Annotated in this window: 10 protein-coding genes; 4 read left to right on the top strand and 6 right to left on the bottom strand. The window is 70.7% G+C overall.

The genetic code is table 11. The features are described from left to right. Nucleotides 1–57 precede the first annotated feature (57 nt). The 4 genes from gndA to OZ403_RS04890 form a co-directional block, all read right to left on the bottom strand. Nucleotides 58–1,482, bottom strand: a complete 1,425-nt coding sequence (gndA, locus tag OZ403_RS04875) for an NADP-dependent phosphogluconate dehydrogenase (protein ID WP_140787742.1) — start codon at nt 1,480–1,482, stop codon at nt 58–60. A gap of 37 nt (nt 1,483–1,519) precedes the next feature. Further along, nucleotides 1,520–2,191 carry a 6-phosphogluconolactonase gene (gene pgl / locus OZ403_RS04880; RefSeq protein ID WP_140796347.1) on the bottom strand — a complete coding sequence of 224 codons (672 nt, stop codon included), beginning with the start codon at nt 2,189–2,191 and terminating at the stop codon, nt 1,520–1,522. Next, entirely contained in the window at nt 2,188–3,732 is a 1,545-nt protein-coding gene (gene zwf / locus OZ403_RS04885; RefSeq protein ID WP_140797320.1) for a glucose-6-phosphate dehydrogenase, read from the bottom strand. Before zwf ends, pgl begins: the two co-directional genes overlap by 4 nt. Before the next feature lie 123 nt (nt 3,733–3,855). Continuing rightward, on the bottom strand, nt 3,856–4,755 hold the full coding sequence (locus tag OZ403_RS04890) for an FkbM family methyltransferase (RefSeq protein ID WP_268783597.1): 900 nt from the start codon (nt 4,753–4,755) through the stop codon (nt 3,856–3,858). Between the two features lie 188 nt (nt 4,756–4,943). Between OZ403_RS04890 and OZ403_RS04895 the strand changes: the two genes are divergently transcribed. Next, nucleotides 4,944–5,669: a lysophospholipid acyltransferase family protein gene (locus OZ403_RS04895; RefSeq protein ID WP_140787746.1), complete on the top strand. Its 726-nt coding sequence runs from the start codon at nt 4,944–4,946 to the stop codon at nt 5,667–5,669. 176 nt (nt 5,670–5,845) lie between these two features. After that, nucleotides 5,846–8,581 (top strand): PQQ-dependent sugar dehydrogenase, encoded by a 2,736-nt coding sequence (locus OZ403_RS04900; protein WP_268783598.1) that lies wholly within the window; start codon nt 5,846–5,848, stop codon nt 8,579–8,581. Between the two features lie 236 nt (nt 8,582–8,817). On the opposite strand, the gene OZ403_RS04905 is transcribed toward OZ403_RS04900, so the two are convergent. Next, nucleotides 8,818–9,495, bottom strand: coding sequence for a hypothetical protein (locus tag OZ403_RS04905; protein WP_237081747.1), 678 nt, complete (start codon nt 9,493–9,495; stop codon nt 8,818–8,820). A gap of 234 nt (nt 9,496–9,729) precedes the next feature. Here OZ403_RS04905 and OZ403_RS04910 point away from each other — a divergent pair, with 234 nt between their 5' ends. Together OZ403_RS04910 and OZ403_RS04915 are read left to right on the top strand one after the other, a co-directional pair. Continuing rightward, a complete protein-coding gene (locus OZ403_RS04910) occupies nt 9,730–10,974 on the top strand; it encodes an exonuclease SbcCD subunit D C-terminal domain-containing protein (RefSeq protein WP_140787750.1) in 1,245 nt (414 codons plus the stop codon). Then, nucleotides 10,971–14,777, top strand: a complete 3,807-nt coding sequence (locus OZ403_RS04915) for an AAA family ATPase (protein WP_268783599.1) — start codon at nt 10,971–10,973, stop codon at nt 14,775–14,777. The genes OZ403_RS04910 and OZ403_RS04915 overlap by 4 nt, the downstream gene beginning before the upstream one ends. Before the next feature lie 15 nt (nt 14,778–14,792). Here the strand turns inward: OZ403_RS04915 and OZ403_RS04920 are convergent, their stop codons facing one another. Beyond that, nucleotides 14,793–15,716: a serine/threonine-protein kinase gene (locus OZ403_RS04920; protein ID WP_140858181.1), complete on the bottom strand. Its 924-nt coding sequence runs from the start codon at nt 15,714–15,716 to the stop codon at nt 14,793–14,795. Nucleotides 15,717–15,720: the final 4 nt, after the last annotated feature.

The raw sequence follows: 15,720 nt of genomic DNA on the forward strand, positions 1-15,720 counted from the left end.
TTGCTGTGTTTGTGGCCCGGGCGTCCTGGTGAACGCCCGGGTCAAGCCGGCCCCGTGCTACTTGCCCCACTCCGTGTGGACGAAGCCCGCTTCCGGTCTGTCCTTGCGCTGATACGTGTGCGCGCCGAAGGCGTCACGCTGCGCCTGGGTGAGGTTCTGCGGCAGCTCCGCGGTGCGGTAGCTGTCCAGGTACGCCAGCGAGGAGCTGAACACCGGCACGGGGATGCCCACGCGCGTGGCTACGCCCACCACCTGCCGCCACGCGGGGGCCATGCGCTCCAGCACCGGCGCGAAGGCGTCGGACACCATCAGGTTGGGCAGCGTCGGCTGTTGCAGGAAGGCCTCACGCAGCGGCGTGAGCAGCTTCGCGCGGATGATGCAGCCACCCCGCCAGATGCGCGCCAGCTCCGCCAGGTTGATGTTCCACTGATACTCCTGGGACGCCGCCTGGATGAGGCGCATGCCCTGCGCATACGTCACCACACGCGCCGCATAGAGCGCGTCATGCGTCCACGCCGCCAGCTGCGCCTGCTCCTCCTTGCTGAGCTGCCCCACCGGGCCGTTCAGCTTCGGCGCGGCGGCCACGCGTTCGTCCTTCATGGAGGACAGGATGCGCGCGTCCAGTGACGCGGCGATGGAGGGAATCGGGACGCCCAAATCCAGCGCCACCTGCACCGTCCACTTGCCGGTGCCCTTCTGGCCCGCCTTGTCCAACACCAGGTCCACCAGCGGCTTGCCCGTCTCCGGGTCCTTCTGGCGCAGCACCTTGATGGTGGTCTCCAGCAGGAACGAGCCGGCGATGCCATGGTCCCACTTGGACAGCAGGTCCGCCAACGCGTCCGCGTCCAGCCCGAGCCCGCGGCGCAGCACGTCATACGTCTCCGCGAGCAACTGCATGTCCGCGTACTCGATGCCGTTGTGCACCATCTTCACGAAGTGCCCGGCACCGTCCGCCCCCACGTAGGTGACACACGGCCCCATGTCCGTCATCGCGGCGATGGCTTCGAACACCGGACGCACCAGCTCGTACGCCGCGGGAGCACCACCCGGCATGATGGAGGGGCCGTTGCGCGCGCCCTCCTCGCCGCCGGACACGCCGACGCCCAGGAAGTGGATGCCCTTGGCCTTGCACTGCTCCTCGCGGCGGCGCGTGTCCAGGAACCACGAGTTGCCGGCGTCCATGATGACGTCGCCTTCCGCCATCAGCGGCAGCAGGCGCTCCAGCATGGAGTCCACCGCCGCGCCCGCCGTCACCATCAGCAGCACCTTGCGCGGGCGCTCCAGCCGCTGAACGAAGGCCTCCAGCGACTCGGTGCCCCAGACCTCGGGGTGTCCGTGCTTGCGGTGCATCTCATCGATGCGCTCCACATGCCTGTCCCACACGGCCACTCGGAAGCCGTGGTCCGCGATGTTGAGGGCGAGGCTCGCCCCCATGACGCCCATTCCCGCCACGCCGAACTGCGCGCCCGCTGCCTCACTCATCGTTGATTCCTCCTGGAAGGTTCGCGACTGGGAGCCCTCACCGCCCGGCGGCGGCGGGGTCCAGCATCCACTCCGAATTCGTCACCCGGGCGGCGGGGAGGCTCAGGTCCCCCGCCAGCGCCCGGCGCACCGTGTCCTGCTTGCCCGCCCCTGATACGAGGGTCAGCACGTGCCGCGCGGACCGCAATACCGGCAGCGTCAACGTCATCCGCCAGGGCGGCGGCTTGGGCCCCACCACCGCCAGGACGCGCTGCTCGGATTCCTCCAGCGCGGGGTGGCCGGGGAAGAGGCTGGCCGTGTGCCCGTCCTCTCCCATGCCAAGCAGCACCACGTCCAGGACGGCAGGCAGCTTCGCCGCGTAGTCCTTCGCGGCGGCGTCCCGGTCCTCGCGCTCACCCTCCATGCGGAACACCTGTGACGGCGACAGCCGAAGAGGACGCAGCAGGGTGTCCTCCACCATCCGGTAGTTGCTGTCCGCGTGGTCGGGCGGCACGAAGCGCTCGTCCACGAAGTAGACGTCCACGCGCTCCCAGGGAAGCACCTGCGCCGCCAGCGCCCGGTACGCGGGCCCCGGCGTGCTGCCGCCCGACAGGGCCAGGCTGACGCGACGCTGGGTGGCGAGCGTGTCCTGGAGCGCGCGCGCCATCCACACCGCGGCCTCCCGGGGCAGGGATTCGGTGGGCACGACGTGCGTGCGCGCGGCGCTCACAGTCCGGTCCACCGGCGGCCATCCCGGGCCAGCAGCGCAGCCGCGGCATCCGGGCCCGCGCTGCCACCGGTGTAGCCGTGCGCCGGTCCGCCCTCGCCGGACTCCAGGGCTTGGAGGATGGGCGTCACGAAGGTCCACGCCTGCTCCACGCTGTCCTGCCGCGCGTAGAGGGTGGCGTTGCCGCGCATGCAGTCCAGCAGCAGGCGCTCGTAGGCCTCGGGGACCGGCCGCTGGAAGGTCTCCTGGTAGTTGAAGTCCATGGTGACGCCCGCGATGTTGACGTCCTCGCCAGGCACCTTGGATTCGAAGGAGAGCGCGATGCCTTCCTGGGGCTGGATGCGCAGCGTGAGCACGTTGGGCTGCAGCCGCTGGCAGGTGGCGCCTTCCCCGGAGAAGAGGCTGATGGGCACCGACTTGAAGTGGATGGACACCTCCGTCACGCGCCGCTTCAGCTTCTTGCCCGCGCGCAGATAGAAGGGCACGCCCGCCCAGCGCCAGTTGTCGATGTTCATCTTCATGGCGACGTAGGTCGGCGTGCGCGAGCCGGCCTTCACGCCCTTCTCCTGGAGGTAGCCCTCGTACTGGCCCGCCACCACCGCGCGGGACACCTCGCGGCCCTCCATCGGGCGCAGCGCGCGGATGACCTTGTTCTTCTCGTCGCGGATGTCCTCGGCGCCGAAGGACACCGGCGGTTCCATTGCGCACAGCGCGAGCACCTGGAGCAGGTGGTTCTGCACCATGTCCCGGATGACGCCCGTCTCGTCGTAGAAGCCGCCACGCCCCTCCACGCCCAGCGTCTCCGCCGCGGTGATTTCCACGTGGTCGATGTTCTGCCGGTTCCACAGCGGCTCGAAGATGGCGTTGGCGAAGCGGAAGACGAGGATGTTCTGGACCGTCTCCTTGCCCAGGTAGTGGTCGATGCGGAAGATCTGCCGCTCGTCCAGCACCGCCGCCAGCTCGCGGTTGAGCGCGCGGGCGCTCTCCAAATCGTGGCCGAAGGGCTTCTCGATGATGAGCCGCTGCCACGGGCGCTGGTCGGCCTGTTCCTGGCGCTTCAGCAGCCCCGACTCCGACAGGCCGAGGAGGATTTGGGGGAAGGTGGAGGCCGGGGTGGCCAGGTAATAGAACTGGTTGCCCTGGGTGCCGAACCTCTGGGCGACCCGGTCGAGCTCCTCGCGCAGGCGCACGAAGGACTTCGGGTCGTCATAGCCGCCGGAGATGAGCTCCAGGCGCGGGGCGAAGTCCTTCCAGACGGCCTCGTCCAGGGGCTGGGTGCGGGCGAACTTCAGCAGGGACGCCTTCACATGCTCGCGGAAGGCCTCGCTGTCTCCTTCGGAGCGGCTGAAGGCGACGACGGCGAAGTTCTCCGGCAGCAGGTGGTCTCTCGCCAACTCGAAGAGGGCCGGGAACAGCTTGCGCTGGGCCAGGTCTCCGGTGGCGCCGAACAAGACCAGCGCGCACGGGTCGGGCCGCCGGGCGCGGAGCAGCGGGTCTCCTTCTCGGGGATGGGTCTCGATGTGCAGGCCCTGATGCGCGTCCATTCGCTGCCTCCCTCCGGGTTGGGTCCGGCGGGCACCTTACGCCTTCCGAGTGGTCACCGGGCAAGTGCGAGTGCGGGCAGTGACGCCGGTCCGACGTTGCGGAGCGTGCCTGCTCCGCGCTCTTCAAGGCAGGCAGAGCAACTGGTACCGTTGGGTGTCGTGCTGCCTCACTTCGCGCAGGTCGACACGGCACGCCTGTTCAATGTCTCCGAAAGGCGACACCCGACCCCACAGACGGCGCAGGCGGCTCTGCTTCGCCTTGAAGTCGTCGGGCGATGCGTAGGCGCGGATGTTCTTGTAGTGACCTTCCAGCACCTCGCAGACGCGGCGAGGGTCGGCTCGCGCATACTCGCCCCGTCCGTGGACCTCGATGTAGAGGATGGGCTTGTCCGGACGTTCGAGCGTGGCCCGCATGCCGGCCAGCACGTCCAGCTCGAAGCCCTCTACGTCGACCTTCACGAAGTCCACGCGTGACAGGCCCTGCTTCTGGACGAAGCCGTCCACGGTGACGACCGGGACGGTGATGCCCTCCGCGCCCTCTTCGGGAACGTGTCCGTTGAGGCCCGTGGCGAAGGTGATGACGCCTTCCTGCGAGCCCACCGCCGCTTGGATGGCCTGGCAGTCGCGCAGGTGGTTGTTCCGGAAGTTGGCGTCCAGCTCCGCGTAGTTCTCCGGCTCGGGCTCGAAGCTGAAGAGCTGTCCCAGCGGGCCGATGCGGCTGCGCAGGTACATGGACAGGTAGCCGATGTTGGCCCCCACGTCGAAGGCCACCATGCCCGGCCGCAGATGCGGCGCGATGAGCGGGAGGTCCGACAGGAAGTCGTCGCCCTGCAGGTACAGCAGCATGTGCGTCGTGCTGCGGTGGGCCTTCAACGTCAGGTCGTAGCCGAACAGCCTGCGCTGGACCTCGAGCGGCTGCTGACCATTCAGTTCCAGCAGCAACCGCGCCGTGCGCAGCTGGCTGAAGGGGACGAACGTGTGGGCGAGTCGGGCGGCTCGGAGCGCGGGGTCGATGGGACGCATGGGGGCGCTCCCGTCTTTATGGCAGCGGAAGGTCCACGGGCAAGGAACGGCGGATTGCCCTTGGGGGCAGTCCCCATGGCGCCCTTCAGTCCGGCTGTCTGGATGGGAGGGGCGCGGCCGTGGGAAGGCGGGGCTGTCAGGAGAGGGGCGTGGGATGGGCCCGAAGGTGGTATGCCTGGGGCCTCGCCATGAAGTACGCCGTCACGCTCTGGTTCTGGGTCGTCTTCCTGCTCACCGCCCCGGTGCTGTTCACCCTGGGCGCGTTGCTGCTCGTCGTCACGTACCCGTTCGACCGGGACCGGCGGCTCTTGCACTCACTGGTCTGCCGTTGGTGCTACGGCCTGTGGCTGCACGCGTCCCCGGGCTGGCGCACGCGAATCGAAGGCCGTGAGCTCATTCCGCTCGGGCCCTGTGTGATGGTGGTCAACCACCAGTCCGCGGCGGACATCCTCGCCGTCATGGGCCTGTTCCATCCCTACAAGTTCGTGGCGAAGGCGTCGCTGTTCTCGCTGCCACTGGTGGGGTGGATGATGACGCTGCTGGCCTACGTGCCCATCGTCCGGGGCTCGTCCACCGCAATGAACCAGCTCCTGGACCCGTGCCGGCGCTGGCTCCGTCGTGGCATGCCGGTGCTCATCTTCCCGGAAGGGACGTACTCCAAGGGCGGGCAGTTGCTGCCCTTCAAGCGGGGCGCCTTCCAACTCGCGCTGGAGGAGCATGTGCCGGTGGTGCCCGTGGTGGTGGAGGGCACGCCAGGGCTGCTGGACGGAGACGGCCCCTGGATGAGTCCCACCGCCTCCATTCGCGTGCGCGTGCTTCCCGCGCTGCCGCCGGAGTCCTTCGGTCCGGACTCACAGGTGTTGGCCACGCAGGTTCGCACGCTGTTCGAGCAGACGTTGGCGAAGACGGGCTGATCGTCTCCGCGCACGCGCCTGTCGACGGTCAATCCCCTCTCCTGGTGCAAACAATGGGGGGCGGAAACACTGACACAATCCAATACAGGATGGGTGAGCCCTCGCGAACGTATCAGGCGTGCTGAGGGGCACATTGCGCGGGGGAGGGCAGCGCGAGTGAGCTATCCTCAACAGTCATGCGCTCTACTTTGATGTTACTTGGGTTGTTAGGGCTGTCTTCGCCCGGATGGGCCGCGGTGCCCTCCGGCTTCGTGGAGACGCCCTTCACCTCCAATACCCTCACGCAGGCCACGGGGATGGCATGGGCGCCGGACGGTTCAGGCCGCCTGTTCATCACCCGCAAGACGGGCGAAATCCGGGTGGTGTCGCTGAAGGACGGCCAGCCCGAAACCCAGCCGGGAAACAGCACGCTGGTGACGCAGGTGTTCGCGACGGAGCCTTCCGTCTACACCAGCAGCGAGTGGGGCCTCATCGGCATCGCGTTCGACCCGAACTACGTGGTCAACCGCTACGTCTATTTCTTCGTCACCGTCTCCGCGTCGGAGCAGCAGATTGTCCGCTACACGGATGCGAACAGGACGGGCACGGCGCGCACCGTCGTTGTCAGTCGGCTGCCCACGCGGGGCGCGAACCATGACGGCGGCGCCATTGGCTTCGGCCCAGACGGAAAGCTGTACTGGTCCATTGGCGACCTGGGCAACGGCACGGGCGTGAATGCGGACCTGACGTCGATGGCGGCCAAGGTGAGCCGCGCGAACCCGGATGGCACGCCCGCCAGCGACAACCCCTTCAACGACGGCGTGGGCCCCAACAACGAGTACATCTGGGCGCGCGGCTTCCGCAATCCCTTCACCTTCACCTTCCAGCCCACCACGGGCCGGTTGTGGGTGAACAGCGTGGGCGCCAACTACCAACAGGTCTTCGTCGTCGCTCGCGGAAGCCATGCCGGCTACAGCGACTACGAGAACAACCAACCCAGCACCAACGGTTACATCTCTCCTGTCGTCAAGTACCGCACCAACGGCGCCGACAGCCGCAACCTCGCCGCGGGCGGCGCCGTGCGCAGCAGCGGGGTGGCCACCTTCACCACCACCGGGAACCATGGCTTCCGCAAGGGTGAGCGGCTCACGCTCAGCGGTGTGGGGGATGCGAGCTTCAATGGCCTGTTGCTGGTGGCCAGCGTTCCTTCTCCCACGACCTTCACCGTGTCGCAGCCTTCGCTGCCGGACGCGGCGAGCAGCGGGGGAACGGCCACGACGCAGGAACTCGGTGGTTCCATTGCCGGTGGCACCTTCTACGACGCGACCCTGTTCGACGAGGCGTACCAGGACAACTTCTTCTTCGGGGACTTCAACACCGGTCAACTGACGCGAGTCACCCTGGAAGAGGACAACTCGGTGGCCACGGTGGACGAGTGGGCCACCGGCTTCACCTCGCAGGTGGACATGTCGGTGGGCCCGGATGGCGCGCTCTACACCATCGGCGTGTCGGGCGGCGTCCTGCGGCGCATCACGCCCGAGACGCCGGGACAGAAGTTGGTGGTGTCTGGACTGCAGCCGCGCGTCGAGGAGGGCGGTCGCGCTGCCTTCACCGTGCGCCTGGCCGAAGCGCCGGCCTCCGATGTCTCCGTGCAGGTCTCCCGCGCGCTGGGCGGCTCGGAGGACCTGAGCATCGTCAGCGGCGCTGCGCTCACCTTCACCGCGACCAACTGGAACGTGCCCCAGGTGGTGGCGCTCACCGCGGCGGTGGACGAGGACACGACGCCGGATGTCGCCACCTTCATGGTGGTGGCGGACGGGCTGCGGGAGGTGGCGGTGGTGGCCACCAGCATCGACAACAACTCGCCGCGCCTGGTGCTGACCGAGTCGCAGGTGACGGTCGTGGAGGGCGGGACGGCGACCTTCGGCGTGTCGCTCTCGCAGCGGCCCCCGCGCAACGTCACGGTGACCGTGGCGCGCACCCGCGGGGACGAGGACCTCACCGTCCAGTCCGGGGCGACGCTGAGCTTCACCACCTCCGACTGGAACACGCCCAAGGACGTCACCCTGGCCGCCGCGCCGGACGCGGACGCCGAGGACGGCACGGCCATCATCACCGTGGCCGCCCCGGGCGTGGACGCACGTGAGGTGGAAGCCTTCGAGCAGGACACGACGCTCCTGCCGCCCGTCATCCTCTCCGCGCCGGTGACCCGCGCGGTGGTGGGCAGTCCGTACCGGTATGCGGTGCAGGCGACGGCACGGCCCGCGCCCACGTATGCGCTGGTGAGCACGGCAGCGGGCATGAGCATCGATGCCGCCACCGGTGTCATCACCTGGGAGCCCACCGAAGCGGGCACGGTGGAGGTCTCCGTGCGAGTGAGCAACGGCGCCGCGCCGGACGCGGTGCAGGACTTCACCATCACGGTGAGCCCGGACGCGCCGCCCACCGCCATCCTCACGCGTCCCGAGGACGGTGAGCACGTGTCCGGCACCACGGCGGAGTTCTACGGCGACTGCCAGGACGACGTGGGCTGCACGCACGCGGAGTTCTACGTGGACGACGTGCTGCGCTACACCGACGAGCGGACCGAAAGCCCCTACTCCTACGGCGGCGAGCCCAGCCGCTGGGACACCACGGACCTGACGCCGGGCTGGCATCGCGTTCGCTTCGTCGTGGTGGACTCGACGGGGCAGCAGGGCTCCGCCGAGGCGACGGTGTGCGTGGGGGATGTCCCCTGTGAGTCGCCGCCGTCGGATGCGGGGACGGATGCTGGAACCGATGCCGGGACGGACGCGGGAGCGGATGCGGGCACCGAGCCTCCGCCTCCCAACGAGCCGGGCGGCTGCAACTGCAACGCGATGCCGCTGGCGCCGTTGGCTTGGGGCTCGCTTGCGTGGCTCGTGCTCCAGCGGCGGCGGTCGCGTCGCAGCTGAGCGCGCCTGGCCGCTCTTTGCGCGCGCGGCCCTGTTCGGCCACCTCGTACAGGGCATCGCTCAGCAGAAGCGCTGGAGTCACCATGGACTCCAGCGCTTCGACGCTGTTGGGCATCCAGAGCTTTACCGCCTGGAGCCGCTCGTCCTCGAGGCTGAAGTTCCCGAAGTGGCGGCAAAGCACCATGAGCGGATGCCGCACGCGCGGGGCTCGCGGCGTGTCAGCAGGGGCTCCAGCCTCATGACTGGGTGCCTTCCTGTCCAGCGCCCTCCGACCGCCACTGGGTATGGCCGCGCGTGCCCTGCACTGCGTCGGCCAGCTCACGCACGGGCGTCAGCAAGCCGTACAACTCGATGGGGGTGCATGGGACGTCGTCTATCACCTCCGCAGACAGGACGCCGTTCTCGATGGAGAAGGTCTCGAAGGCGCGGGCCAGGTTCAGCAGGGGACGCCGCATGCCCGCGCTGAGGAGGATGGCGCGGGCCTGAGGGGTGACGTTCTTCAGGTCCAGCACGGCGTCGAGGCCGGCATCGCCAATTTGCTCGTCCTGCACGCCGAACAGCTTGAGGAACTTGTCGCCCAGCCCCTCGGGCCGGATGACCACCTCGCGCGGAAAGTCGTCGCCGAGCTCGTGCCGGACGATGGTGGCGATGCGGTACGCCTTCTGTTGGTGGCGGTACTCGGTCTCCAGGGTGAGTGGACGCCCGGCGTAGCTGCCCTCCATCTTCAAGGTCCCCGCGGAGTACATGAACCTGCCGGGCGTCGGCATGAAGGACCAGCCACGGGTGGTCGCGAAGTCCTGCCAGGCCTGGATTTGCTGCTTCCAGCGGCGCCAGCGGAAGTAGCCAACGATGCTCGAGACGCCGACGCCCGCCCCGAGGATGCCGGCGAAGATGCCAATTTGTAGCCCGGTCATTCCCGCGAGCATCTCCGCTCGGAGCGTATTGGCCAACCCCCTCCGTGCGTGAGGGCCTCCAGAGGGGACGTGGCGGGGCGTCTTCTCCAGAACGGCTAGGAATTACAGGAACTTGCGCGCATGTCAGAGTGAGGGAGTAAGGGAGCAGGCGCCCGCCGCTTGGAGCGAGCAGCCCTCTGTTGGAGGCTGCCCGCTGGCCAGAGCGCCACGGGAAAGAGGGAGGGTGGACGCCTGATGCGCCTGCTGCACACGTCGGACTGGCACCTGGGACACACGCTGTACGACGTCTCGCGGGATGCGGAGCACGCCGCCTTCCTGGACTGGCTGCTGGAGACCCTGGAAGCGCAGTCCGTGGATGCGCTGCTGGTGGCCGGGGACATCTTCGACACGGCGAACCCCAGCGCGGAGGCGCAGGCGGCCTGGTACCAGTTCGTCGCGAAGGCGCGGCGGCGGATGCCCCGGCTGGATGTGGTGGTGATTGGCGGCAACCACGACTCGGCGGCGCGGCTGGACGCGCCGGACCCGCTGTTCGCGGCGCTGGGCGTACACGTGGTGGGCGGACTGCCGCGGGCCCGAGGCGCCATGGACCAGGAGCGGCTGCTGGTGCCGCTGCATGACGCGAAGGGGCGGGTGGGTGCGTGGGTGGCGGCGGTGCCGTACCTGCGGCCCTCGGACCTGCCGCCCGCTCCCGGGGACATGGGAGACCGGCTGGTGGAGGGCGTGCGCGCGGTGTACGCGGAGGCGCTGGCCGCGGCGCGGCGCAGGCGTCAGGCGGGACAGGCGCTGGTGGCCATGGGGCACTGCTACATGACGGGCACGGAGCTGTCCGCGTTGAGCGAGCGAAAGATTCTGGGCGGCAACCAGCACGCGCTGCCCGTGGACCTGTTCCCGGAGGACGTGGCCTACGCGGCGCTGGGGCATCTGCACAAGGCCCAGCGGGTGGGTGGGCGCGAGGGAGTTCGCTACAGCGGCTCGCCGTTGCCCCTGTCGCTGTCGGAGGCGGGCTACCGGCACCAGGTGCTGCTGGTGGAGTTGGAAGGCGACGCGCTGGGCGAGGTGCAAGCCCTGCCCGTGCCCCGGACCACGGACATGGTGCGCGTGCCTTCGCGGGACGCGGCGCCCCTGGACGCGGTGCTGACGCAATTGGAGGGCTTGCCGGCGCACGACGCGGACACGCTGGAGTGGCGGCGGCCCTACCTGGAGGTGTGCGTGTCGTTGCCCCGGCCGGAGCCCGCGCTGCGGCAGAAGGTGGAGAAGGTGCTGGAGGGGAAGGCGGCGCGGCTGGTGAAGCTGACGCCCGCCTATACCGGGACGGGAGGCGCGCTGGCAGAGGTGCAGCCGGGTCTCTCCCTGAAGGAACGCACGCCCGAGGACGTCTTCCGCGCGCGTTACGCCCGTGACTTCGAGGAGCCCCCCGCGCCGGCGCTGCTGGAGGCCTTCCATACGTTGCTGACCGACGTGCAGGAGGAGTCGCCGTGAAGGTGCTCGCGATTCGCGGTTCCAACCTGACGAGCTTCGCGGGTGACTTCGCGCTGGAACTGGACCAGCCGCCGTTGGACCGGCTGGGCCTGTTCGCGATTACCGGCGCCACGGGCGCGGGCAAGAGCACGTTGCTGGATGCCCTGTGCCTGGCGCTGTTCGACCGCACGCCCCGGCTGGGGGGACGCGGCGGCGCGCCGGTGGGGCGCGCGGACGAGGACGAGGACGCGCGGCTGTCCGCCTACGACGTGCGCGGCATGCTGCGCCGGGGCGCGGGCGAGGGCTACGCGGAGGTGGACTTCCTGGGCAAGGACGGGCGGCGCTACCGGGCGCGCTGGTCCGTGTGGCGCGCGCGCAACCGCGCCGAGGGGCGCTTCCGGCCCCAGGAAATGCAGTTGATGGACGTGGTCACCGGGCAGCTCACGGGCCGCACCAAGGGCGAGGTGCTGGCCGCCATCCAGGAGCGGCTGGGGCTGTCGTTCGACCAGTTCCGTCGCTCGGCGCTGCTGGCGCAGGGCGAGTTCGCGGCCTTCCTCAAGGCGGATGCCAGCGAGCGCGCGGAGTTGCTGGAGCGGATGACGGGCACGGAGGTGTACAGCCGCTTGTCCATGGCCGCGCATGAGAAGAACAAGGCGGAGCAGGAGTCGCTGGCGAAGCGGGCGCAGGGACTGGCGGCGATTGCGCTGATGCCGGAGGCGGAGCGCGCGGCGGCTGCGGCGGCGCTCGGTGAGGAGGCCCGGGCGCGTCAGACGGTGGAGGCGCTGCTCAAGGACGCGGAGGGCGCGGCGGCGTGGCATGTCGCGCGGGCGGGGCTGCGGGAGGCGGAGCAGGCGGCGGAGGCGAAGGCGCAGGCGGCCAGGACGGCTCTGGAGGAGGCGGCGCCGCGCGCGGCACGGATGGAGGAGGTCCGCGAGGCGGAGACCTTCCGGGGCCCGGTGGCGGCGGTGGAGGCCGCGGAGCGCCGGTGGGCGGAGGCGGAGGCGGCGCAGGTGGCGCGGGCGTCGGAGGTGGAGGCGGCGCTGGCGGAGACCTCGGCGCGGCGGGTGGGGCAACTGGAGGCGGAGACCGCGCGCGCCGCGGCGCAGGAGCGGGAGGTGGCGACGCGCCCCGCGTTGGAGGAGGCGGCGCGCCTGGATGCGCGGCTGGAAGGTGTCTCCCATGAGGCGCGTGAGGCGCGGGCACGGGCGGAGAAGTCCCAGGCGGCGTTGGTGGAGGCGAAGGGGGAGCTGGACGCCGTGCTCGCGCGCGAGGCCGAGGCACGGGACAAGGGGGAGGCCGCGCGGCACTGGCTGACGGAGAAGGCGCACTGGGTCGCGCTCACGAGCGAGTGGCCGCGCTGGCAGCGCGAACTGGAGCGCTACGAGGGGGCGCAGGGCGAGCGGCGCAAGGCCCGTGAGGAGTCCGGACGGCTGCTCGGTGAGGTGGAGGGACTGCGCGAGACGGTAGGGCTTCGGCGGGAGGAGCGGGATGCCGCGGTCCGTGCGGAGGAGATGGCCCTGGCCGCGGCGACGCATGCCGAGGCGGCCGTGGGGACGGAGACGGGCGCGCAGCGGCGGGCGCAGCGTGAACGCCTGTTGGCGCGGCAGGAGGCTGTCCGGGGCCTGAAGACCGCTCACGAGGGGCTCGTCGCGGATGAGGCCGAGGCTCGCGAGGCGGGCACGGAGGTGAAGGCGGCGAAGGCGGAGGTCGAGGCCGCGACGGCGGAAGCGCGCGCGGCGGAGACTCGGCGGACGCAGGGGGAAGCCGCGCTCAAGGAGGCGCAGCGCTCGCTGTCGCTGGCGCAGGCGACGCAGGGCTATGCGTCCCACCGTACATTGCTGAAGGACGGTGAGGCGTGCCCGTTGTGCGGCGCGGAAGAGCACCCCTACGCGCGCGAGGTGTCCGCGCTGGATGGGCTGGTCGCGGAAGCCGCTTCGCGTGTGGAGGCGCTGGAGGAGGAGCGGACCGCGGCCACCCAGGCGGAGGTGGCCGCGAGCGCTCGGCGCGCGGCGGCGAACGCACGTGCCGGACAGGCGGAGGCGCGCAGGCAGTCCGCGGAGGCCCGCGCGGAGGCGCACGGCGAGGCCTGGCGGAAGGGGTGTGCCTCGTGGCTGGCGTCCATTCGGGAAGAGGGGGCGGAACCCGGCGCATCATTGCCGCCGGCCGTGGGCGGCTCGCCCGAGGCGGGCGCGTGGCTCGACGCGGTGCGTGCCGAGCTCGCGGAGCGGCTGGCGGCGCTGAAGGCCGACGAGCAGGCTGCCGAGTCACTGGCCCGCACGGCGCGCGAGGCCCGCGCGGCGCTGGAGACGCAGCGCACGCGGCGCGAGGTGGCGGCGGAGTCGCTGCGCCGGGCGGAGGAGGCCCTGTCACGCGCGGAGTCGGTGCTCAAGGACGTCCATGCCCGGCTCGAGGCCGCCGAGCAGACGCTGCGGCAGGTGCTAGCGGAGGTGTCACCCGTCTTCACCGCGGACGTGGGCTGGGAGCGGAAGCTGGAGGAGGACCCGGCCACCTTCCGCCGCAAGTGTGGAGAGCGGGTGGTGATGTGGAAGGGCAAGGAGGAGGCCCGGCTGAAGGCGGAGGAGCGCGAGGCCGAGGAGCAGCGTCATCGCGCCCGGGCGCAGGGCCTGGTGGAGGTGAGCACCCGCCACGCCGAGGAGCATCAAGCATTCGCCGTGCGCAAGGAGCAGGAGCGCGGCGAGCTGACCCGCGCACGCGCGGCACTGCTGCACGGCCGTCCCACGGCGGAGGTCCGCGCCGAGCTGCAGGCACGACTGGAGGCCACGGAGTCGGCCTTCGAGCAGGCCCGTGAGCGCGCCGAGGCAGCGCATCAGTCGGCGCAGGTCGCCACCGCCCGTGCCGAGGATGCCGTGCGCGCCAGGGCGGAGGCGTTGGCCCTGCGTGAGTCGGAAGGCGCCGCGCTGACAACGCTGCTCGCCACGCGTGGGACCACGCTGGACGCCGTGCGGATGCTGCTGTCATTCGACGCGGCCTGGCGTGAGGCGGAAGCCCGCGCGCTGTCGGCCCTGCGCGAGGCGCTCGCCCAGGCCACCGCCGTGCTGGCGGAGCGAAGTGAGCGTCGCGCGCGGCACGAGGACTCCGGTCCTCCGTCGCTCTCCGAGCAGGACGCGGGCGCCGAATGTGAGCGGCTGCGCGCGGAGGTGGAGGCCCGTCGTCATGCAGAGGCCACGCTGCACGCGCGGCTGGAGGCCGACGACACGGCGCGGGCGCGGCACGGCACCGAGGCCGCGGCCCTGGAGGAGGGCCGCCGCGCGGCGGAGGTGTGGAAGGTGCTGGGCGACCTCATCGGCTCGCACGACGGCAAGCGCTTCAAGGTCTTCGCCCAGAGCCTCACGCTGGATGCCTTGCTGTTGCACGCCAACGCGCACCTGCGGGAACTCGCGCGGCGTTACCGGCTGATGCGCGTGCCCGGACACGACCTGGACCTCCAAATCGTGGACGGGGACATGGGCGACGAGGTCCGCAGCGTGGCCAGCCTGTCCGGCGGTGAGAGCTTCCTGGTGTCGCTGGCGCTCGCGTTGGGGCTGGCGTCCCTTTCGTCGGAGACGACGCAAGTGGAGACGCTCTTCATCGACGAGGGCTTCGGCACGCTGGACCCGGAGACGCTGGAGGTGGCCCTGGCCACGCTGGACGCGCTCCAGGCCACGGGCCGGCAGGTGGGCATCATCTCGCACGTCAGCGGCATGGCGGAGCGCATCGGCGTGCAGGTGCGCGTGGTGAAGCAGGGCGGCGGGCGCAGCCGGCTGGTGGTGGAGGGCGACCCGGGCATGGTGCCTCCTTCCATGGGACAGCAGGAGGTGGCGTAGCGGACCCTGGCGGGCTCAGGTCTCCATCAGCCCGCGCACCACCGCGGCCACGGCCAGGGGCGTGGCCACGCGGTCATCACTCAGCGGCGCCAGGGCCCGGGCGAACTGCTCCGCGGAGCCGAAGCGCTGCGACGGGACGGGCGCCAGCGCGCGGTCCAGCACCAGCGCCAGCGCGTCGGGGACGCCGGGCACTCGCACGCGCACGGGGGTCACCCGGCCGCCGCGGATGGAGGACTCCACCTGCTCCTCCGGGCCGGAAGGGAAGGGCGACTCCAGCGCCAGCAGCTCGTAGAGCAGCACCGCCGTCGCCCACAGGTCCACCGCCACGGACACGTCGCCCGCGAGCAGCTCCGGGGAGCGGTAGTGCTGCTTGCCCAGTCGCCGGATGTCCTGCACCGCGCCCGCGCGGGAGCGCGCCACGCCGAAGTCCGCCAGCTTCACCTCGCCCGTGCGGGACAGCAGCACGTTGTGCGGGGACACGTCACAGTGCACCACGCCCAGGGGGCGGCCCGTGGTGCTGACGGCATGGTGCGCGTGCGACAGGGCCTCCAGCACCTGCCGGACGATGAGCACGGAGATGTCGATGGGCAGCTCGATGCGGCGGCGGCGGCACCGCGCCAGCACGCGGCCCAGGTCGGGGCCCTCCACCAGCTCCAGCGCCAGGTAGCCACCGTCCGGCAGCTCGCCGTACTCCACGAAGCCGACGATGTACGGGTGGCGCAGGCAGCGGGCGAGCTCGGCTTCGTGCAGGAGCTGCTCGTGGGCCTCCGCGTCTCTCATGCGCTCGGGACGCACGCGCTTGAGGGCCACCTGCGCTCCGGCATGTGGGCCCTGCTTCATCCGCGCGAGAAATACCTCCGCCATGCCGCCGCGTCCCAGCCGGGACAGCAGTTGGAAGCGGCCATGGTCGCGAGGCCAGATTTCCCGCACGTTCTCCATCACG

Source organism: Myxococcus sp. NMCA1, from assembly GCF_026810205.1.
GTDB lineage: Bacteria > Myxococcota > Myxococcia > Myxococcales > Myxococcaceae > Myxococcus > Myxococcus xanthus_A.

Bases quoted from the DNA above. Each gene is read 5' to 3' on its own strand.
- gndA (WP_140787742.1), bottom strand. From the start codon at position 1,482: ATGAGTGAGGCAGCGGGCGCGCAGTTCGGCGTGGCGGGAATGGGCGTC.
- OZ403_RS04900 (WP_268783598.1), top strand. From the start codon at position 5,846: ATGCGCTCTACTTTGATGTTACTTGGGTTGTTAGGGCTGTCTTCGCCC.
- OZ403_RS04895 (WP_140787746.1), top strand. From the start codon at position 4,944: ATGAAGTACGCCGTCACGCTCTGGTTCTGGGTCGTCTTCCTGCTCACC.
- OZ403_RS04910 (WP_140787750.1), top strand. From the start codon at position 9,730: ATGCGCCTGCTGCACACGTCGGACTGGCACCTGGGACACACGCTGTAC.
- zwf (WP_140797320.1), bottom strand. From the start codon at position 3,732: ATGGACGCGCATCAGGGCCTGCACATCGAGACCCATCCCCGAGAAGGA.
- OZ403_RS04890 (WP_268783597.1), bottom strand. From the start codon at position 4,755: ATGCGTCCCATCGACCCCGCGCTCCGAGCCGCCCGACTCGCCCACACG.
- OZ403_RS04920 (WP_140858181.1), bottom strand. From the start codon at position 15,716: ATGGAGAACGTGCGGGAAATCTGGCCTCGCGACCATGGCCGCTTCCAA.
- OZ403_RS04905 (WP_237081747.1), bottom strand. From the start codon at position 9,495: ATGACCGGGCTACAAATTGGCATCTTCGCCGGCATCCTCGGGGCGGGC.